This is a genomic window from Nostoc sp. (assembly GCF_036917415.1).
Classification (GTDB): domain Bacteria; phylum Cyanobacteriota; class Cyanobacteriia; order Cyanobacteriales; family Nostocaceae; genus Nostoc.
The window spans coordinates 57,240-76,674 of sequence record NZ_JBALDJ010000024.1; the positions used below are offsets into that span (position 1 = coordinate 57,240).

Consider the following 19,435-nt stretch of genomic DNA (forward strand, 5'->3'; position numbering starts at 1 on the left):
ATCGCTCGAAGACTCAGATTCCCAACTTATTAAAGAAGTCGGGAATCTTTTTCAATCTATAAAAGGATTCGTAAACCGCACACCCTCAACCGTCGCACCTGATGCGAAGTCTTCAGTATAAACTTCTTCAATTTGGTTGAGTCGCGCCGTTGCCCAAATTTGCGCGTCCCAAAACCCGAAGTGATGGGTTTCCACGCCGCGAATTGCTTCTAAGGAAATGAGCCGTGTAATATCAACTACATGGCAAGCAGCTAAATAGTTACGCATTCGCACCAGCGCCTCAGCAGGAGTTAAAAGCAATCGCCGAGTCCGAGTTGTCGCCATAAAAAACTCTCCCAACACCTGGGTACTAATTACCGCCTTCCCAGAACGAATCAATTGGTCAGTAATTGCGATCGCGCGTTCCTGCTTTGTAGTATCCAGTGGATCGTAGATGTAAACGAGAATATTGGTATCTAGTAAAATCCTACCGTTCATAGAGGTCTTCACGCTGCCAGTCCCGACCTCCAAGTTGAGCAGGTCGAGTTTTGATTTGATCAATAAATTCTTTTTCTGCTTCCCACATTGCAAGATTGGTTTGGGGTACAGTTATTTCACCAAGATGAAGGTCAATAGCTTGGCGAATAATCTCTGCTTCACTTACACCCGCTTGTTGGGCGATTGCTTTTAGCAGATGTTCTTGACGCGGTTCAATATAAATCTGCTTACGAATTTTGCTCGACACAATTTAAATTGTACATGATGTATACATTACATTATACATTGTTTTATAGTGAGATTGCGATCGCTCACCCTCGGCGTTGGTTCCTTCCACTGGGAATACGACCATCTCCAGGAAGTGCCGGAAAAACTTGCTGAACGTGTCATTCACAGCAATGGCAATGGTGGTAACGGCAACGGCAAGTAATTTTGGATTTTAGATTTTGGATTAATCTAAAATAAACACTAGCCCGGAACTTAAAGTTTCGGGCTAATAACTAAAGTCCAATTTAAATAGAGGTCTTCACGCTGCCAATCCCGACCTCCAAGTTGAGCAGGTCGAGTTTTGATTTGGTCAAGTTGGCATTAAATAATATTTATATTATAAATGATTTATGTTTAGTTATTTAATTTTATAACTTTAGTTATGCAAAATAGCAACTTTTATCAAGAATTAAGCTATGGGTTATTTATCTTTATTATTTTAGCAGATGGTGGATTGTTTTTGTATTTTATTATTCGTAAATCCATCATACTTTCAGAACATACTTCATCTAAATTAGTATTTATAACCCAACCTAAGTTATCGCAGAGTATAGGGATAATTATCGTTGGAATTACATTAATTTTCTTATTAGCTACTTTGATGCTTACACCCATTACTAAACTAAACTGTAGCCGTTCATTCCAAAATGCATCGTTTTTTAATCAAGACAAATATACATTACAGTGCGAATTACGGGAAATTGGCTTGTTCGATAATCAAGTTAGAACAAAAGTATTTTCGGAACTTAACTCAGTTAAAATTGAAGCTATTGATAATGAAAATAGCCATCGAGAAATCACTAAAACTTATCAATTATTCCTATCTACTGATTTAGGCAATATTCCTTTTAAAAATTTAAGCTACTATACAAAAAACTATAAACTTGACAAATTGTACTCAATAGCTGAGTCCATAAAATATTTTATAACAAATCCTTCAGAAAAGACTTTATCAGTTTTACAGAATGACAGTGATGGAGTCCATGCAGGTTTTAAGATTACAATGTTCTTTGGTTTATTAGCGTTATTAATCATAGCATTGGGAAAAGTTACAGATTGTAAATTTGAGAAAGAAACTAATACTATGACGATAAGCCGACATCAATGGTTCGGTAAATTAGGAAAGGAAGTTATTCAGCATTCATTAAATGAGATTAAAGATGTAAAACTAGAACACATAGAAGGAGAAGAAGGTGGCTGGCTTTATCGAGTTACTTTTGTATTAAACTCAGACGAAATAATACCTTTAACTCAGGTTTATAGTTCTGTTTATCAAGAGAAGCAACAATTAGTTGATTGTATTAAAACTTTTCTTCAAGATAAATCAGGCAATGGTAAGTAATGGTTACACTTCAATTACGACAATTAAGTGTTCCGCCGGGACATAGAATAATACTCCACGATGTTAGCTGGCAAGAATTTGAGGCAGTTTTAGAAGAACTTGGCGACCATCGAGCCACTCGATTGGCTTACAGCCAGGGAACTTTGGAGATGAGAATGCCATTACCAAAGCATGAGAAAGCCAAAGTCATCATTGGGGATTTGGTGAGAATTCTGTTGGAAGAGTTAGAGATTGACTGTGAAACATTTGGCTCAACCACTTTCAAACGTGAAGATATGGCTTTTGGTGTAGAGCCTGATGACTCTTTCTACATTCAAAATCATGCTCAAATGATTGGTAAAGAGCGAATAGACTTGAGGATTGACCCGCCACCTGACCTTGCAATTGAAGTTGATGTGACTTCCAAAACTCAACTTGATGCTTATGAAGCATTGCGAGTTCCTGAACTCTGGCGATATGAAAATGGCAAGCTACAAATTAATATTCTTCAGGATGGCAAATACATTGAGTCTGAAATTAGTTCTACTTTTTCCAACTTGCCTATTGTTGAAGCAATTCCCCAGTTTGTCGAACAGAGCCGAACTCTAGGTAGAAGTCCAACGCTTAGAACATTTCGTCAATGGGTAAGAAAGCAAATCAACCCAACTTAATGTAACCTTTGCTCTTTTAACAACAAATAAGCGTTGTAATACTGAATATTATTTTTATCTGTAACAGAAGACTCTACGATAAAAAAAGGAGCCTAAGTTAGGCTCCTTAATAAAAAACTGGTAATAGAATTGTGACTACTTAACAGTCACCTTACCGCCAGCTTCTTCGATGCGCTTCTTAGCATCTTCAGCAGCATCCTTAGCAATACCTTCTTTAACTGCCTTGGGCGCAGCTTCCACCAAGTCTTTAGCTTCTTTGAGACCCAAACCGGTCAATTCCCGGACAATCTTCAGTACAGCAATCTTCTTATCAGCTGGGACTGATTCGAGAATCACTTCAAACTCGGTTTGCTCAACAACTTCCTCAGCAGGAGCAGCACCACCACCACCAGGCATCATCATCATGCCGCCAACAGGTGCAGCAGCACTTACACCAAAAGCTTCTTCAATTTGCTTGACTAACTCAGAAGCTTCGATTAAAGACAGGTTTTTTAGTTGGTCTAAAATTTGATCGGTTGCAGCAGACATTGATATAACTCCTGTAATTTTGATTATTTATTTGTCATCGGTCATTGGTCTTTAACTATAGACTTTTGACTGATGAAACACGAAGTCTGATTATTCAGCAGCAGTTTCAGTGCTGCTATCAGCTTCAGTAGCGGTTTCGGCACTGCTATCTTGTACAGCAGCAGTTTCGGTACTACCACCACTTTGCTCTTGGTCGGCCACAGCCTGCAAAGCACGAGCCAGCGAACCAGGAACTTCGTTGATACCCACAGCAATCTTGGTAGCCAAGGCGTTGATAGCCCCAGCGATTTGGGCGATGAGTTGTTCCTTAGATGGCAAGTCTCCTAGTACCTTGACATCAGGTTCTTTGAGTAGGCGACCTTCCAGTACACCACCGCGAAGTTCTGTTTTCTTGGTGACTTTCTGGAATTCTTGGTATGCCTTAATTGCCGATGAAAAATCTTCTTTTACCAGCAAAAAGGCGGAAGCACCGTTGAGTAATTCCGATAGAGGTTGCCATTTTTCATCGTCTTTAATGGCAATGCCCATCAGGGTGTTTTTAGTCACTTTACAAACAGTGCCACTGGGACGCAACCGCCGCCGTAAGTCTGTGATTTCCGAAACTGTTAGCCCCTGATAGTCAATTACCAGTGCCAGAGTTGACTCACTCAAAGTTTCTTTGAGGTCAGCGACTATTTCTTTTTTATTTTCTACTGTTCTACCCATTCCAATCTCACCTCCTTAAAACAATCGGGGAAGTGCCCTAGTTGTGTGTTTTTTATTAATCTGAACCCAAACAATAAACCCCAGCTAACTTAGCCGGGGTTGAGTAGTAAGACTCGTGATGCCATAGATATCACACCTTTACGGGTGGTAATTCTGACAATTAGAGTTTTAACCTCGGCAGGATATTAAGTTATTAGCACCTGCTGTCTCCGGCTTTGCCTATTTAATTTTGTCATTTGTCTCTTGTCATTTGTCCTTTGCCTTTACAAATGACTAATGACTAAAAATTAACTTGCTTGGCTCAGTTTCAAATCTCGTAGGACACTGATATCAAGTTTAATTGATGGTCCCATTGTGGCTGACACATAAAATGTGCGCCAATAACGACCTTTAGCTCCTGAAGGACGGTTACGGTCAATCGTTTCCTGCAATGCCTTTAGGTTAACTAACAAATCTTCGGGCGAGAAGGTTGTCTTACCAAACATAACATGGACAATACCAGTTCGATCGGCTCGGAATTCTAATTTACCTGCTTTGAATTCTGCGATCGCACCTGCTAAGTCAAATGTTACGGTTCCACCCTTGGGCGATGGCATCAAACCACGCGGTCCAAGCAACTTACCCAGCTTTGCCACCTGTGGCATGACATCGGGTGTGGCAATCAGCTTGTCAAAATCCATTCTACCTTTCTGGATTTCGTCAATCAGTTCTTCTGACCCAACTAAATCAGCACCAGCACTGCTGGCTTCGTTTACCTTTTCGCCTCTGGCTATCACCGCTACCCGAACGATTTGTCCTGTACCTTTGGGCAGTGCTACCGTTGTCCGCAACTGTTGGTCTGTATACTTGGGGTCAATTCCCAATCGGATATGCGCTTCCGCAGCTTCAGTAAATTTAGCTGTTGCTGTATCTTTGAGAAGGGCTAAAGCCTCTAGGGGATGATAGTCCTTGTCTTCTACTTTTGCTTGCAGACCCTGCAAACGACGTGATATTTTTGGCATTTGTTCTCCTGGGGTAAATTCCGAAGCCTCGCCTCTCCCCCGATAATTTTTGGTTACTTGTCCTTTGTCCTTTGTCTTTTATCCTTTGTCATTTGTCTTTTGTCATTTGTTTAAAGTTACTAAGCATCAACTAATGACCAATGACCAATGACTAATCTTTGACTGTTATACCCATATTCTTAGCCGTTCCTGCCACAATCTTCATTGCCGCGTCTATATCGTTGGCGTTGAGATCGGGGAGTTTGGTTTGGGCTATTTCTTGCAATTGTGCTTTGGTAATTGACCCAACCTTCTTTTTGTTGGGTTCATTCGAGCCTTTTTCAACTTTCGCCGCCTTCCGAATCAGCACTGATGCGGGTGGCGTCTTGAGTACGAATGTAAAACTCCGGTCTTCAAAAACCGAAATTTCTACAGGTATCACCATTCCAGCTTGGTCTGCTGTTTTGGCGTTGTACTCTTTACAAAACATCATGATGTTGACACCATGTTGACCCAAGGCGGGACCAACTGGCGGTGCTGGGTTGGCTTTTCCAGCATTCAGGGCCAGTTTAATGACCGCCACTACTTTCTTCGCCATTTGTATTTAACTCTGTTTCTCTACCTGATTAAATTCCAATTCTACTGGTGTATCCCTGCCGAAAATTGAGAGCAAGGCTTTAAGTTTACTCCGCTCTGGAGAGACTTCAATTACCTCGCCTTCAAAGTCTTTAAATGGACCAGAAAGCACCATTATCTTATCACCAGTAGCCATGTCAATTTTGACAACAGCTTCTTGTTCGTTGGTTTGTTTGAATATGCGTTCAACTTCTGAAGAACTCAGTGGTATGGGGTTGACATGACCGCGACCCTTGCTGCTACCACGTTTTTGTTCGGAACCGACAAAGTTAATTACATGAGAGGTGTTGCGTACCACCTGCCAAGTATCATCATCCATCATCATCCGTACCAGCACATAGCCAGGGAAAACTTTTTCTTCTGTATGCTGGCGACTGCCATCTTTGCGGATTTTCACCGCTGGCGTCTGCGGAATTTCTACCTGGATAATTTTGTCAGCCACATCAAAAGTTTGAATGCGTTGCTCTAAGTTAGTCTTTACACGCTTTTCACAACCTGAAGCTACTTGTACTGCATACCAGCGTGCTTCTTTTGACGCTGCTTCTGCTGCTTCTGTTGCTTCTGCTGTTTCTTCTGACTGCAACATTGAGTTGCGTGGTTCATCTGTTGCAAAACTCATTAGAACACCTGTTTTGCTGCCCAATGAAACAATCCATCGACCAAGTATATCAAAGATGCGGAGAGTGCCACCATTAACAACACAGCGGCGGATTCGCTCACTATCTGTTTTCGACTGGGCCAAACTACTTTTTCAAGTTCTTCTTTGGTTCCCTGTATGAAGTTGCCAAAGCTAAACCCATTTGCGGTTTCTGGCAATTCTGCTTCACTTTTTTTGGCCACGACCGTTTATCCCCCGTTTCTTATACTAGATCCTGTTTAATTGTCATCTAGGTTTGCAGTTTCGACTCTATTTTACTTACTGTCAGCAAAACAACTACAAATACAATAAGTTTACCCGAAATTATTAGCGCTAACTGCTATATTAGCAGCTGCGTAATTATTTCGGGCTTTGTTTTTTTTGCTTTTGAGCGCGCCCTGGAGGACTTGAACCCCCGACATCAGGTTTTGGAGACCTGCGTTCTACCAACTGAACTAAGAGCGCACAAGCTGTTTTTGATTCAGTGATTGCGCTGAACTAAATTTCAGTTTAACGCAATATGCGATTTACATCATACCTTAGTTTTGCCCTTGAAAACAAGTTAGCGGCAGATGCCGCTTACAGAAAAGAGATTTCTCCGATATTTTTGCAAGACTAATTACAAAGGGCGGTCAAACCGTTGCTTGATTCGGGTTGCCTTACCTACGCGATCGCGAAGATAATATAATTTAGCACGACGTACTTTACCGCGACGTAACACCTTAATGCTGTCAATCCGGGGAGAATGCAACAGAAATACCCGCTCAACGCCCACGCCTTGAAAAACCTTACGAACTGTAATAGTTTCGTTGATGCCGCCATTGCGCTTGGCAATCACAACTCCCTCGTAGGGTTGCACGCGGTATTTTTCGCCTTCTTTGATTTTCACTCCCACTTTTACAGTGTCGCCCACATAAATGTCGGGCAGATTCGATTTTATCTGTTCCGCTTCAATGGAGCGGATAATCTCTTGAGCGTTCATAGTCTTTCTGTCTGCTTAAAAAAAACTCACGATCATCAATGATAAATCGATAATCCTATTTCAGTCTACTTGTTAGGATTGATAATTGTACTGATACAACAGCCTGCATATCGAAGCTATATTGCAAAATGCCGTACTACAAAGGAAAAATTTATGAAATTTAGCATCGTCATCAGTACCTATAATCGCTTGAATTTGCTGCAAAGAGCAATTGATTCGGCTCGTAACCAAACAATCGAGTGCGAGGTGGTTGTAGCTGACGATTGTTCTTCTGATGACACCCAAACCTATCTCAAAAACTTAGGGGACAAGATTGTTTACCATCGTAACGAAGTAAACCTTGGTCATGCAGCAACGGTAAATGCTGGAGTTGCCAAAGCTAGCGGCGACTGGATTAAGTTCTTAGATGATGATGACTATTTAGCGCCTAACTGCATAGAAGAGATGGCAAAGGCGATCGCACTTCGTCCTGAAGCTGTAATCTGCTCTTGTGTGGCGGCTCAGGTGGATGGCAATGAAGTTGAACTATCTCGCACCCCCCAAGTTGGCCCCGGTTTAGCTTTTTATATCCCACAAGCCGATATTCACTACGGGATGCTTTTAGAGCTTGTACCTTTTGGCACACCTGTACAAGTAGCTTGTCGACGTGATGCTTTCCTGCAAAGTGGTGGTTGGGACTCCACACTCGATGCTAACTGTGATGACATCGATTCTTGGATTCGGATTGCTCAGTTTGGCGATGCTATTTTCTTCAACCAGTGTCTTGCTTACCGCACTATCTGGCCGGGTGCATATAATCAAAAGTTTTCTTTGTCTCGGCGGTTGGCAACAAATATTTTGATGAAGGAGAAAATTTACGCCTTGGTAAATGAGCAACATCGCTCAAAGATTCCTGTCTTTCAGGATATAAAAAATTACCTAAGACTCCATTGGATTTTAGTCGCACTGAAGCAAAAAAATCTCAAGAGTTTTCTTTCAATGATAGATCCATCTATACTTTCTCCTCGGTCTTGGAAGTTTTTGCTAACTGCTATTTCATCACGCCGCTCTCAGGGAAACAATTCTCAGATTCGTAAACTTGTATTGATTGAGTTGTATTATGATGTCTGGCAAAATGCCCAGAATAAAAGCGCCAGTCTTCAGAACTTAGAATTAAATTCTGAGCGACTGGTGGACTTGCCCATGAGCGCCCAGTCGAACTGTGAGCGCTAGACGAGGACGTTACTACCAACTACTAGATTTGTCGCAGTGAAATTATTCAAAGTTGCCACGATGTCATCATGATAATAAGCCCCAGTGTAATTGACTTGTATCGAAGTACCCGATTGCACAAACTTTAGGTGGCCATATTAAGTAGGTGGGCGTAAATAATTATCGTTAGGATAAGGCAGGGAGCAGGGGGCAGGGGGAAAAAGGGTTTGAGCCTTATTTACTTTTCTTCACACAGTTCGGTTTTATTCTGCCCACTTACTTATACCAATTCTGTATAAAGAAAATTATTCTTGCAGACGAGCAATTACACAGTGCATAACTTTAATTTCATTAACAATTCGATCCAGTTCTGTCGAGAGCAGAGTTTGTTCTTGAACGGCTTGTAATGTGGGAGTTAAAGTGTTGGAATTGGTGGCAATCTCTGATAACCGAGCAGTATGTAGCTGTTGGATTTGGTTGTGAATTGCTTCGAGATAGCTATCTAGCGCTGGTAATAGTTGAGGTGGCTGTCCCTGTCCAAGGGCATCTGCTAAGTTTTCCAAAACTTGGACAATGGTATCGGCAAGTCGCTTGAGTTCAGTAAATTGGTACTCGCCGCTAAATTCCCGCAGATGTTCTGCCAAAGTTGTTACCGAACTGAAAAAGCCACGAATGTATGCCATCAGCGTCATTACAGGTTCGATTTCTCCGTGAATATGACGAGGTTCGCTGAACAATCGTTGAGCTGCGGCGTTAGCGTTGACGTTTTCTAGCGCTGCTTGGTGGCGTAGCGTGTTGATAGAATCAGCAAATGCATTATGTTCTGGATGGAGGTAGTTCGCAATCACCTGTTGAAAGTAAGCAAGATTAGCTCGAATTGTCTTTTCCAGTTGTGCAGGAAGTTGCTGTCGTTCCCAACTAGGGAAAAGCAAATAGCTGCCAAGCAGTGCTAAGACGCCCCCAGCCAAACTATCGAAGATCCGCAATACTCCAACCTTCCAGCCACCTGCACTAATAATGTTGAGTAGCAATATGATGGCGGGAGTGAGCAGTATGATGAATATGCTGTAGCTTAACGATCGCACCGACATCGCAACAAACACCAGCAGCAGGAAACAAACTGCACTCGCTAATGAATTCTTAACTAGTAAAATCAGAGCAATACCGATAATTCCACCTAAAATAGTGCCAACGACTCTTTGGACTGTTGTCTGTGACGTTCCCCCAAAGTTGGGTTTAAGTGCAACTAAAGCTGTTAGCGTTATCCAGTAGCCTCTAGGTAGTTGGAATAGCGAGGCAAGTAATTCCGCAAGCGTTGTTATTAGTGCCAGACGCAACGCATGACGAAAGAGAACTGAATCAAAAGTAAAATTATTTCGCAGTGTATCAATAATTGTAGAACGCTCTGGTTGGGCTGGGGGGGAAATATCTCGCTGGGCAATGCTGTTACGCAGTTTTCCTTGGCTTAAATCTGTAACAATCTCTGCATCAGTATGAATTTGCTCTGCCAGCTTTGTCAGACTGGCTGTAATCTTCCCAAGGTTAACTAGATCGGAATAGTCATCTGTCTGAGCATTGATGGTTTGATTGAGGACTTGAGAGCGCAGAACTTGCCTTTGGTGTTCTAGTGCTTCAATACTTCGATCCAGATCCCCTAAGTGAGGTGAGCTTTTTCCTTTAGCGATCGCTTCTGATAACATTTGCAGAGCAATTGCCAACTGTTCTATCACTTGTTGAATTTCTTTCTGTAACCGAGAAAATAGTTGATGTTCGGATGCGATCGCTAACAGTTCGTTCAGTGCTACAACAGAATTGACAATTTGATTTACATCCTCGATTAATACAAGTAACTGATTTCCTCGTAGGTTAGCTCCTCTTTGCCTAGTCCAGATAGTTGTCCAGACGCTACGGGCAGATGTCAAGTTCTGAATAATCGTATCCTGAGCTTGCAAAAATTGCTGTTCCCACTCCTGACGATCCTTTGGATTTAATGCTCTGTGGCCTGCCAAGTCCACAAAATTGCTTAATGAGAGATAACAGTTAGCAACTATCTGCATTGCAGGTACATAAGGACGCAGTACCCACAGTCCTAATGACAGGACAGTTGTCCATGTTCCACCAGCTAGACATAGCCCACAGTGTTGAATAAGAGTAGGCAAATTAGAAAATGAAGCGAATCTAGCCAGCGCAATCACAAACATAATCGAAGTAATCAAGCTGACAGATGCAGCCACGTTGCCATAGAGATTTGCTAAACCTGTGATAAATATTACCAAGAATGTAGTTGGGACAGCTAACCAGAGATGACTGCTAACCAGACTTGCGATTAAGAACATCACAGTTACCCCAATCGTAGCTGCGCTCATAGCAATCGCTCGCTGACGGTAGGCTCCGTCAACATTTACCATCCCAACGAACCAAGCTGCCATAGTGGCGATCGCACTTTCAGCAGCATGACCTGTAATGATTCCAATTCCAATTGGAACACCCAGTATAAAAAGGCTACGCAATCCAGAGGAAAGGGCGGGTTTACCTGGCTGGAGTTGAAACTGCTGTAACAACCAACCCAGAGGACGTTTATCTGTAAATGACATTATGAGACTGACGATTATAACAAAGCGCGATCGCTTCTTAAAGCATTTTAGCCATTCTTGAAATAACTATTTTTTTTAAGTCCGCGTAGGCGGACTTTTTTGTATAAGTAGGTAGGCAGAATAAAATCAAACTATGTTAACAAAAATGAACGAGGCTAAAACCCTCTTTTCTCCTGCCTTCTGCCTTCTGCCTCCTGCCTTATCCCAACGACAAATATTTACGCCCACCTACTTAGTCCCTAAATTTATTCGGATATAATTGCACATATAAGCTCAATGCCTATTCCTCTTGTTTTTAACGGTTGTAGCGCTAGTAACTTCCAACTCATCATATTTATTGATTTTATAGATGATGGTTGAAAGTAACCAACTTAATACAAAAATTGCAATGATTAAGTAACCAATTGTACCAAAGTTATCACCTAGTTTACTAATGAAATCCCAAAACGGACTTTTCAGTTGTAACTGATCGCCAATAATATTCAAAGCTTCAATTCCGCCAATGACCACGGCAACTAGTACAGAAACAAAGGTGATGGTCATATTGTAGTAGAGCTTGCGGATTGGTTTGACGTAAGCCCAGCCATAAGCACCAAGCATTAAAATACCATCAGTGGTATCAACTAGGGACATACCTGCGGTGAACAAAGCTGGAAATAATAGGATCGACCAGATAGGCAAACCTTTGGCTGCTTGATTTGCAGAAATCCCCAGCAGTGCTACCTCTGTCGCTGTGTCGAAGCCTAAACCAAAAACGAAACCTAAAGGAAACATTTTCCAGCTACTATCTATCAACCCAAACAAAGGACGGAAGATGCGACCGAGTAGCCCGCGTTGGTTCAAAAATTCATCTAAGGATTGCTCATCATAGATTCCTCCTCGCTTGACAGTTTGGAAGGTCTTATAAACATCCCATAGCACCACCATATTGATCGCTGCAATTGCTAGTAAGAAAAGTGCAGAAACGCTAGTGCCAATCAGTCCTCCAACCTTTTCAAAACTGGGAAAGTTGTTCTGGATGGTTGTAGTGGTTAAAGCGATCGCAACAGAGGCCGCAATTACAACAGTGGAATGACCTAGAGAAAAGAAGAACCCAACAGAAACAGGTCGTTTGTTCTCCTGCATCAATTTACGGGTAACATTGTCAATCGCGGCGATGTGATCGGCATCTACAGCATGACGTAGACCAAAGCTATAAGCTAATACGGCAGTGCCAAGCAGAAGGGGATAGCTGTGAAATGCAATGAGGGCAACTACCCAGACCAAAATATTTACGCTAATCAAGAACGCATAGATGTTGATAACTTTACGTCTAACGTTTCTGGAACTATCGTTGAAAACACGCGAAAATCTGGCTAGCATTTATCAGTTTTTATAAAGGTATATTTCGACAAGGTGAAAAACGAATGAGACTCTCTATAAGCCGTACAAGCATATTGAGCCAGCCTATACCCGCATTTCTCACAAGCTTGAGGGAAAAGAACTTGTATAAGAACTCCTTTCTAAATCCCCTGCTCAAGAGCACAAGCGCAGGCTTTGAGAGATGTGGTGAGAAATCCGAACTATAGAGGTTTAATTCATCAAAATTACTTACATTGACATTGACGTAAGGTTAAGTAAAACCTATCTAAATGACAAAGATATTGCAAAGTTATGTCAAAAGTGTGACTAGTAGGTCATACTTCATATGAGCAGCATTAGCAGGCTGAAATCTTTTTGAAGAAGAATTCAGAAATCAGAATTCAGGAGCGGAGCCGGAGACGCTTTGCGGCTTGGCGTCAGAATCAAGACGCTCTCTACGAGACGCTAGCGCGAACGTGGACTCGAAGAGGCAACGCTTACAGTCGGGGATTCAGACCGGCGCCGGTCTTGTTGACCACCAAATCGTAGATTTGGAGGGGGTTTTAAACCCGTTTATTCATCCACTATGAAGTTCAGAATTCAATTCTGAATTCTGGCGACTGACGCATATATTCTGTTTGATAAATAAGACTAAAGAAGCTTCTCAATATATTTTGAGTTATTATCAAAAATGGTTAGTATAGCAATCCTAAATGAGATTATGAAAATTTTTGTTATGGTCGTCCTTAGTCATTTGTCCTCTCTTACAAAGTTATGACCGCCGTCAGCCGACGCTCAGACTTTGCGCTTTGTCATTTGTGATTACAAAGGACATGGCTATCCCAGAACTCGAACAACAACTCCTTCAGCTTTCCGCCAACGATAAACTGTATATTATCCAATTCCTTGCTCAAAGCCTGACCACACACAACACCCACCCAGACCAACTCACCAAACTTTCAGAATTCCTCCGTCAATTCCCCCTAGCTGAACTTACCCGGATATAAAATCACTCAAAGACTACTGTTCTATTACCATAGACTAATACACGATTTTGTAAGTGCGATCGCACGGCTCTTGCTAATACAACTCTCTCCAAATCTTTACCTTTTCTCACCAAATCATCAACTTCATCACGGTGGGTAACTCGCACTACATCTTGTTCAATAATTGGGCCTGCATCTAAATCAGCAGTGGCATAATGTGCTGTTGCACCAATAATTTTCACACCTCGTTCAAAAGCTCGGTGATAAGGGTTTGCTCCGATAAAAGCTGGTAAAAATGAGTGATGAATATTAATAATTTGCGGAAATTGACTAATAAAATCTGCACTAACAATCTGCATATATTTCGCCAATACAACTAAATCTATTTTGTACTGACGTAGTAATTCTAGTTGTTGGGCTTCTTGTTCTGATTTATTATCTTTATTGATGGGAATGTGCTGAAATTCGATATTAAATTGCTCTGCCACTACCTTTAAATTAGAATGATTACTAATAATTAAAGGAATTTCAGCAATAAATTCTTTGGCGCGTTGTCGCCAAATTAAATCAAATAGACAATGGTCTTGCCGACTTACCCAAATAGCAATTCGTGGTACTGTATCAGAAAAACGTATTTCCCACTTAGCGCCTAAAGGTTGTGCGATCGCATTAAATGCAGGGGCAATAAATTCTCGCGGTAAATTAAACCCATCTAATTGCCATTCAATGCGGGTAAGGAATAACCCAGCAGCAAAATCTGTATGCTGATCTGCATGGATAATATTACCACCGTTAGAATAGATGAAATTGGCAAATTTTGCTACCAATCCTCTTCGATCGGGGCAGTAAATCAGCAATGTTGCTGTCGGATTTGTCATAATAATATCGCCAGATTTGGAATTAATTATTTGCTGTTTGTCGGAGTCGGATTGGGAATGGTGAGCGGAGGAAGTTTCTGACTATTATCTACAGGTTGTTTCCACTCTGATAATTCCCGATTTACAGCATTTGCAAAATCTGTAGATACCAACAGCACATTTATATTACCATCGGGTTTTACAGCAGGGTCAGCTTGAGCATACAATAAACGACCGTTAAAGTTAGATTTACCTAAAATCAACTGATGGCTTTGTCGGTTTTTCAGGGTGATATTAATAGTTGCTTGGGGTGGATCTAAGGCAAATTCTCCAAGCTGTTTTGCGGGAGTTGATAAAGTGCGCTCGCTATTACCTTTGACTAATAAATCCATTAAATAAGAAACAATAGCGTCATTTGCTGGGCCCGATATTGGAGATTTGATTAACCACTTGGGCTTACTAGAAGATTCAGGGTTACGTTCCAGATTCAGGGTGAGTTTTTTTGTATTGACTGTTAAAGACTGCACATCATCTTCTCCAAAAGAGAAAATTTTCTGCTTTTGCTCCTTGATTTCTTCTTGCACAGTTGCACCCCGAATTTCATGGAAGTAAACAAAACCACCTAAACCCAGCGCTAGCAGTATCAAAATTAAAGTTGTTCGCGGCAATTTCATTTTTTAGTCATTTGTCATTTGTCATTTGTCATTTGTCATTCGGTCTGAGAGGTTGTTTGAAAAGTATTTCACTGTAATTTTAGGCACTTTTAGATCCCCCCTAACCCCCCTTAAAAAGGTGGGAACCGGAATCAAAGTCCCCCTTTATAAGGGGGATTTAGGGGGATCTAGAACTTTTTATACCAACAATACGACTTTTCAAACAGCCTCTGAGGGAAAATTCATAACTCTAACGTCGTTTCCACCAAATAATAACTGCGATCGCAAACCCAATTAAGGGTAAAAGCAATAGAGATAACAATATTAAAAGATTACCTTGTGTGGTTGTCAGGGTTATCCGGCGGTTTTTCGGTTCTTTGGGGCGAATCGAAAGGGGTTGTTGATCCTGTTGACTCAGCCAAGTAACTGAGTTGAGGAATACATCTCCATTTAATTGCTGTTGAAACAAACCATCAGTGGCGAAATCGGAATTTCCTAAAACTACTAACCGTGACTCGGTGGCTGTTTGAGATGAGGCAGCAGGGGAGGCAGGGGGAGTGGGGGAAGCCTTACTTTGAGTGGTTGGTGATGGTAGGGGTAACGCTTGCGAAGTCTTGGGGGAAGGGGAAGCAGTAGGGCTAACCTTGCTTTGAGTGGTTGGTGATGGTAGGGGTAACGCTTGCGGAGTCTTGGGGGAAGGGGAAGGAGTAGGGCTAGTCTTGCTTTGAGTGCTTGGCGATGGTAGGGGTGAAGGTGTAGGTGCAGCTTGGAGAGTGGAAGCAGATTTGGGTGTTTGTTTTCTTGTTAAGGCAACGCCCAAGGTTAAAGGGCCTTTGAGGTCTTTATCTGCATTAAACTCTAATTTTTCGCTTTGGAGGTCGCTTTCTGCCCAACTGTTGGGGTAGGGTTTAGTTCGTAACAGTGGCGTAGCCTGAACACCAGGCACAGAGGTAATTTCCAGTGGTCGGGCAATCGGATAAAAAGAATTGCCGTTACCGAAATCTTTGGTAATTGGATGTTGTCCGTATTCTGTTACTAAGGGCGTGGCAGGGCCAAGTCCTATGACACTTTCGCCAGAAACATCTACTGCTAAACGATTATCCAGACGAACACCCCACTCTTGTAGCAAGCTGTTAAGTTTGGGATCGGTGTTAGGATCGATCATCAGCAGTAAGTTACCGCCGCGATTAAGATACTCTTGCAAAGCTTTGACTTCACCCTCAAACAGCCCTCGCTTGGGGCCAGCTACTATCACTACAGCCGCATCTTGAGGAACTTTGGAAGTTTCTCCTAAATTCAACGGTGATGTTGTGAAATTTTTGTCGCCTAATCCCTGAACTGCTTGTGATATTGCATCTTTACCAGGCGAAAGTTGGCGTTCGCCATGACCTTGCAGTAAGTAAACTTTGGCTGTAGTTGAATTTGTTAGTTGTTGCAGGCGACTAGTTAATCTGATTTCTGACAAGCGCTCATTTTCATTTATTGTTTGTACTAATTGCCGTTTATCGCCAGATTCTAAATAAACTTCTCCATAATCTTTAACGCCAAACTTTTCTGCAAGTCCTGGTCTAGCTTGGGGGTCAATATACTCATATTTAAATTTTGAGCTTTGGCGCTGATAATTTTCTAGTAGTTCTCGGTCTTGGGGATTTTGGTTAATATCAAACACCCACAGCTTAACTGGCTGTGGTAAAACCCTTACTAATTCCCGTGACTGCGGTGCAAGGGTAAACAATTGAGCCTCTGTTAAGTCTGCTCGTAAGTGGTAGCGAGTCCCCAAAAAGTTAATCAATCCTAAAATTGCTAATACTGCTAAAGTCGCTACTAGGGCATTAGTCCCAGCTTGGGTAGACCGACGATTCCACCAGTTACTCTGATAGCTTTGCCATATTATCCCCAACCCACTGATAACAATTCCGGCAATTAGAAATACTAATGGAATTAATCCCCACTGTTCAGAGACTAACCCAACTGTTAAGCCGACAGTAATTAGGAACGGGCCCAACCAAAACAGATATTTCCACAATTTCTTTTTTGCAACTATTTTCATGTTTGTCATTTGTCATTTGTCATTGGTCATTTGTCATTGGTCATTGGTCTAAAAATAGTGACAAGTAAAAATATATGGACGAAAATTGAGTAACTAAAAATAAGATAACCAATACAACTAAATAAATGGCGACAAAGCGTTTCCAAGAATTACAGGTTTATCAATTATCAGAAGAATTAGCAGATGACATTTGGAAAATTGTTGAAGGATGGAGTTTTTTTGCAAAAGATACGATTGGTAAACAGATTGTTCGTTCGGCAGATAGTATTGGTGCCAATATAGCAGAAGGTGTAGGAAGAGGTAGTTTTCAAGAAAATAGACGTTTTATAAGGATAGCGAGAGGTTCTTTAAATGAAACTCAACATTGGTTAAGACGGGCTTATACTCGTAACCTTTTAACTAGCGAACAGATAAATGCAATCAAAACAATCATTAACGAACTAGCACCAAAATTAAACTCCTACCTAAACTCAATTGGCAATATACCAGATGACAAATGACAAATGACGAATGACAAATGACCAATGACTATTGCCTTTGAAAGCGCAGTGCATCAATTGATTGAGCTGTAAGAAAGATTCCCAAAAAAATGTAACTGGCGAATAAAATCAAGGCGCTGGTATCAAAAATGCCTTGAATTAAGGTGTTGTAATGTTTCAGCAACGATAGATAACCTAAAGCTTCGCCCACGGGGCCAGGGACAATTTTGGCGATTAAATCAATCAATAACAATAATAAGATTACTGCAAAGGTAAGAACGGCTGATAGAATTGTGCTGTCTGTTAATGAGGAAATAAACATTCCTACAGATAAAATTGCCGCTGCTAGTAAGATTAATCCAATATGACCGAGCAAGGGAATTGAGGGTGTCATTGGTGGATTTGAGCCGCTGATGGCGATCGCTTCCAACACTAGCATGGGTACAACCATCGTGGTAAAAAATGTTAACACGCCTAATAACTTACCTAAAGCTACCGCCCAATTGGTGATTGGTGAGGTGGCTAAAAGTTCTAAAGTGCCTCGCTTACGTTCTTCGGCATAGAGTCCCATCGACAGTATGGGCAGAATAAACAACAATAGCCATCCCATGCGATCTAAAAATGCCCGGATAAATTCGTAGGGGACATCTATCGGTGGTACTGGCACTCCGAGTTGTTGCCCTTGTGCATCTATTGCCGCGACTCCTACCAAAATGCCATCTGGGCCTAGCAAAATCATCACGAAGAATAATCCCGCAATCAACCAAAATATGCCTGCGATCGCATAAGCCAAAGGTGATACAAAATAACTCTGTAACTCTCGGCGATAAATGGCAATAATATTACTCAGCACTACACCCATTTACGCTGCCTCTCCTTCGTTGTCTGCTGCTAAGTCTACCTCAGTATCGAAATTTTTCTCTTCTGTGGTCAGTTGCAAGAACACGTCTTCTAAGGTGGCGTTAACTCGCTTCAGTTCATGTAAACCAAATCCTGTACGCACTAATGTTGTGACAATATCTTTTCCTGGTTCTTTTCCCGGCTGCGATATCACCCGCAAGTAAGCGCGATTTGCCTGGGGTTGATGACCTCCGGTTGTCAGAATTGATTCTACTAAACTCACACCCGCGACTTTTTGCAATACCTGTTTTGCTAGAGCAGCTTCTCCTTCTATTTCTAATTCATACCCTGAGCCACCTGTCAACTGAGTCATTAAGTTTTCTGGTGTATTAGTTGCCACGACTTTACCGCGATTGATGATGGCGACGCGGCTACAAGTCATGCTCACTTCTGGCAGAATGTGCGTGGAAAGAATAATTGTGTGAGTCCCAGCGAGGCTTTTAATTAAATTCCGTACCTCAATTATTTGTCGGGGATCGAGTCCGACGGTGGGTTCATCGAGAATGATTGCTGGGGGATCGTGGACGATCGCTTGAGCAATTCCTACTCTTTGGCGGTATCCTTTAGAGAGTTTGCGAATAATCACCCGCCGCTTATCTTCTAAATTGCAGCGTTCAATAGCAGCTGTTACCTTGTTGGGGCGATCGCCTGCTGAAACTCCTTTAATTCGGGCGACAAAATCCAAAAATCCCTCCACCGTCATGTCTGGATATAACGGCGGTGTTTCCGGTAAATAACCAATCCGTTGGCGCACAGCCAGGGAATTTTCATGGACATCATAACCAGCAATCTTGGCATTTCCATTGGTTGCCGGTAAATAACCAGCCAGAATCCGCATGGTTGTGGTTTTACCAGCGCCATTGGGGCCCAACAACCCTAAAATCTCCCCAGGCTCGACGCTAAAGGTGACATCAGTAATCGCTTGGGTGGAACCGTATATTTTACTTAGATGCTCAACTTCGATCATCGGTATAGTGGCGATCGCAATTTATAAGATACCCAACAATCTTAGATCGCAATATTGGGTATGGGGGACTGGCACTAAGATTAGCCGACAACGGGTAAAGTTCCTGAAAAATCTCTTTGTATAGCAGCCGCCAGGCTGGTTAGGACGCTGTACCAAGAACATCTTCCATAGCACTGCGAAGACAGTCAAATTGAATTAACTGTTTACGAATTC

22 protein-coding genes, 1 tRNA gene and 1 other annotated feature are annotated in these 19,435 nt (G+C 41.9%); of the genes, 6 read left to right on the plus strand and 17 right to left on the minus strand.

Features of this window, described 5'->3' with window-relative positions; genetic code table 11:
* Positions 1–51: 51 nt before the first annotated feature.
* Positions 52–477 carry a PIN domain-containing protein gene (locus V7K41_RS03150; protein ID WP_334845687.1) on the minus strand — a complete coding sequence of 142 codons (426 nt, stop codon included), beginning with the start codon at positions 475–477 and terminating at the stop codon, positions 52–54.
* Positions 467–724: a hypothetical protein gene (locus V7K41_RS03155; RefSeq protein WP_334845688.1), complete on the minus strand. Its 258-nt coding sequence runs from the start codon at positions 722–724 to the stop codon at positions 467–469. The genes V7K41_RS03150 and V7K41_RS03155 overlap by 11 nt, the downstream gene beginning before the upstream one ends.
* A 48-nt stretch (positions 725–772) precedes the next feature.
* On the opposite strand from V7K41_RS03155, the gene V7K41_RS03160 reads away from it, so the two are divergent.
* The 3 genes from V7K41_RS03160 to V7K41_RS03170 all read left to right on the plus strand — a co-directional run bounded on the left by V7K41_RS03160 (position 773) and on the right by V7K41_RS03170 (position 2,736).
* Positions 773–907: a hypothetical protein gene (locus tag V7K41_RS03160; RefSeq protein ID WP_334845689.1), complete on the plus strand. Its 135-nt coding sequence runs from the start codon at positions 773–775 to the stop codon at positions 905–907.
* A gap of 219 nt (positions 908–1,126) precedes the next feature.
* Entirely contained in the window at positions 1,127–2,086 is a 960-nt protein-coding gene (locus V7K41_RS03165; RefSeq protein WP_334845690.1) for a hypothetical protein, read from the plus strand.
* On the plus strand, positions 2,086–2,736 hold the full coding sequence (locus V7K41_RS03170; protein ID WP_334845691.1) for a Uma2 family endonuclease: 651 nt from the start codon (positions 2,086–2,088) through the stop codon (positions 2,734–2,736). Before V7K41_RS03165 ends, V7K41_RS03170 begins: the two co-directional genes overlap by 1 nt.
* Before the next feature lie 135 nt (positions 2,737–2,871).
* Here V7K41_RS03170 and rplL read toward each other — a convergent pair whose 3' ends face one another.
* The 8 genes from rplL to rplS all read right to left on the minus strand — a co-directional run bounded on the left by rplL (position 2,872) and on the right by rplS (position 7,204).
* Positions 2,872–3,264 (minus strand): 50S ribosomal protein L7/L12, encoded by a 393-nt coding sequence (gene rplL, locus V7K41_RS03175; RefSeq protein ID WP_334845692.1) that lies wholly within the window; start codon positions 3,262–3,264, stop codon positions 2,872–2,874.
* A gap of 90 nt (positions 3,265–3,354) precedes the next feature.
* Positions 3,355–3,969 (minus strand): 50S ribosomal protein L10, encoded by a 615-nt coding sequence (rplJ, locus tag V7K41_RS03180; protein ID WP_334845693.1) that lies wholly within the window; start codon positions 3,967–3,969, stop codon positions 3,355–3,357.
* Positions 3,970–4,032: 63 nt separating this feature from the next.
* Positions 4,033–4,200, minus strand: a sequence feature (ribosomal protein L10 leader region).
* Positions 4,201–4,256: 56 nt separating this feature from the next.
* Positions 4,257–4,970, minus strand: coding sequence for a 50S ribosomal protein L1 (rplA, locus tag V7K41_RS03185; RefSeq protein ID WP_334845694.1), 714 nt, complete (start codon positions 4,968–4,970; stop codon positions 4,257–4,259).
* A 151-nt stretch (positions 4,971–5,121) separates the two neighbouring features.
* Positions 5,122–5,547 carry a 50S ribosomal protein L11 gene (rplK, locus tag V7K41_RS03190; protein WP_012412092.1) on the minus strand — a complete coding sequence of 142 codons (426 nt, stop codon included), beginning with the start codon at positions 5,545–5,547 and terminating at the stop codon, positions 5,122–5,124.
* A 6-nt stretch (positions 5,548–5,553) separates the two neighbouring features.
* On the minus strand, positions 5,554–6,204 hold the full coding sequence (gene nusG / locus V7K41_RS03195; RefSeq protein WP_292860709.1) for a transcription termination/antitermination protein NusG: 651 nt from the start codon (positions 6,202–6,204) through the stop codon (positions 5,554–5,556).
* Positions 6,204–6,425: a preprotein translocase subunit SecE gene (secE, locus tag V7K41_RS03200; protein ID WP_292780076.1), complete on the minus strand. Its 222-nt coding sequence runs from the start codon at positions 6,423–6,425 to the stop codon at positions 6,204–6,206. Before secE ends, nusG begins: the two co-directional genes overlap by 1 nt.
* Before the next feature lie 189 nt (positions 6,426–6,614).
* Positions 6,615–6,687, minus strand: a tRNA-Trp gene (locus V7K41_RS03205).
* Positions 6,688–6,841: 154 nt separating this feature from the next.
* Entirely contained in the window at positions 6,842–7,204 is a 363-nt protein-coding gene (gene rplS, locus V7K41_RS03210) for a 50S ribosomal protein L19 (protein ID WP_094348921.1), read from the minus strand.
* A gap of 153 nt (positions 7,205–7,357) precedes the next feature.
* Between rplS and V7K41_RS03215 the strand changes: the two genes are divergently transcribed.
* A complete protein-coding gene (locus V7K41_RS03215) occupies positions 7,358–8,416 on the plus strand; it encodes a glycosyltransferase family 2 protein (RefSeq protein ID WP_334845695.1) in 1,059 nt (352 codons plus the stop codon).
* 284 nt (positions 8,417–8,700) lie between these two features.
* Here V7K41_RS03215 and V7K41_RS03220 read toward each other — a convergent pair whose 3' ends face one another.
* Both V7K41_RS03220 and V7K41_RS03225 read right to left on the minus strand, forming a co-directional pair.
* Positions 8,701–10,989, minus strand: coding sequence for an FUSC family protein (locus V7K41_RS03220; protein ID WP_334845696.1), 2,289 nt, complete (start codon positions 10,987–10,989; stop codon positions 8,701–8,703).
* A 273-nt stretch (positions 10,990–11,262) separates the two neighbouring features.
* The gene (locus V7K41_RS03225; RefSeq protein WP_334845697.1) at positions 11,263–12,351 is read right to left on the minus strand and encodes a HoxN/HupN/NixA family nickel/cobalt transporter; all 1,089 of its coding nucleotides are present in this window, start codon (positions 12,349–12,351) and stop codon (positions 11,263–11,265) included.
* An 812-nt stretch (positions 12,352–13,163) separates the two neighbouring features.
* Between V7K41_RS03225 and V7K41_RS03230 the strand changes: the two genes are divergently transcribed.
* Positions 13,164–13,337 (plus strand): hypothetical protein, encoded by a 174-nt coding sequence (locus V7K41_RS03230; RefSeq protein WP_334845698.1) that lies wholly within the window; start codon positions 13,164–13,166, stop codon positions 13,335–13,337.
* 2 nt (positions 13,338–13,339) lie between these two features.
* Here the strand turns inward: V7K41_RS03230 and purU are convergent, their stop codons facing one another.
* From purU to V7K41_RS03245, 3 genes are all read right to left on the minus strand, one after another.
* Complete coding sequence (purU, locus tag V7K41_RS03235) at positions 13,340–14,194, minus strand: formyltetrahydrofolate deformylase (RefSeq protein ID WP_334845699.1); 855 nt, start codon at positions 14,192–14,194, stop codon at positions 13,340–13,342.
* 26 nt (positions 14,195–14,220) lie between these two features.
* Positions 14,221–14,847, minus strand: coding sequence for a DUF4340 domain-containing protein (locus V7K41_RS03240; RefSeq protein WP_334845700.1), 627 nt, complete (start codon positions 14,845–14,847; stop codon positions 14,221–14,223).
* Between the two features lie 229 nt (positions 14,848–15,076).
* Positions 15,077–16,876 carry a GldG family protein gene (locus tag V7K41_RS03245; RefSeq protein WP_334845706.1) on the minus strand — a complete coding sequence of 600 codons (1,800 nt, stop codon included), beginning with the start codon at positions 16,874–16,876 and terminating at the stop codon, positions 15,077–15,079.
* Between the two features lie 125 nt (positions 16,877–17,001).
* On the opposite strand from V7K41_RS03245, the gene V7K41_RS03250 reads away from it, so the two are divergent.
* Entirely contained in the window at positions 17,002–17,376 is a 375-nt protein-coding gene (locus tag V7K41_RS03250; protein WP_334845701.1) for a four helix bundle protein, read from the plus strand.
* A 28-nt stretch (positions 17,377–17,404) separates the two neighbouring features.
* Here V7K41_RS03250 and V7K41_RS03255 read toward each other — a convergent pair whose 3' ends face one another.
* Both V7K41_RS03255 and V7K41_RS03260 read right to left on the minus strand, forming a co-directional pair.
* Positions 17,405–18,217: an ABC transporter permease gene (locus V7K41_RS03255; RefSeq protein WP_334845702.1), complete on the minus strand. Its 813-nt coding sequence runs from the start codon at positions 18,215–18,217 to the stop codon at positions 17,405–17,407.
* Positions 18,218–19,222: an ABC transporter ATP-binding protein gene (locus V7K41_RS03260; protein ID WP_334845703.1), complete on the minus strand. Its 1,005-nt coding sequence runs from the start codon at positions 19,220–19,222 to the stop codon at positions 18,218–18,220.
* Between the last annotated feature and the right edge of the window lie 213 nt (positions 19,223–19,435).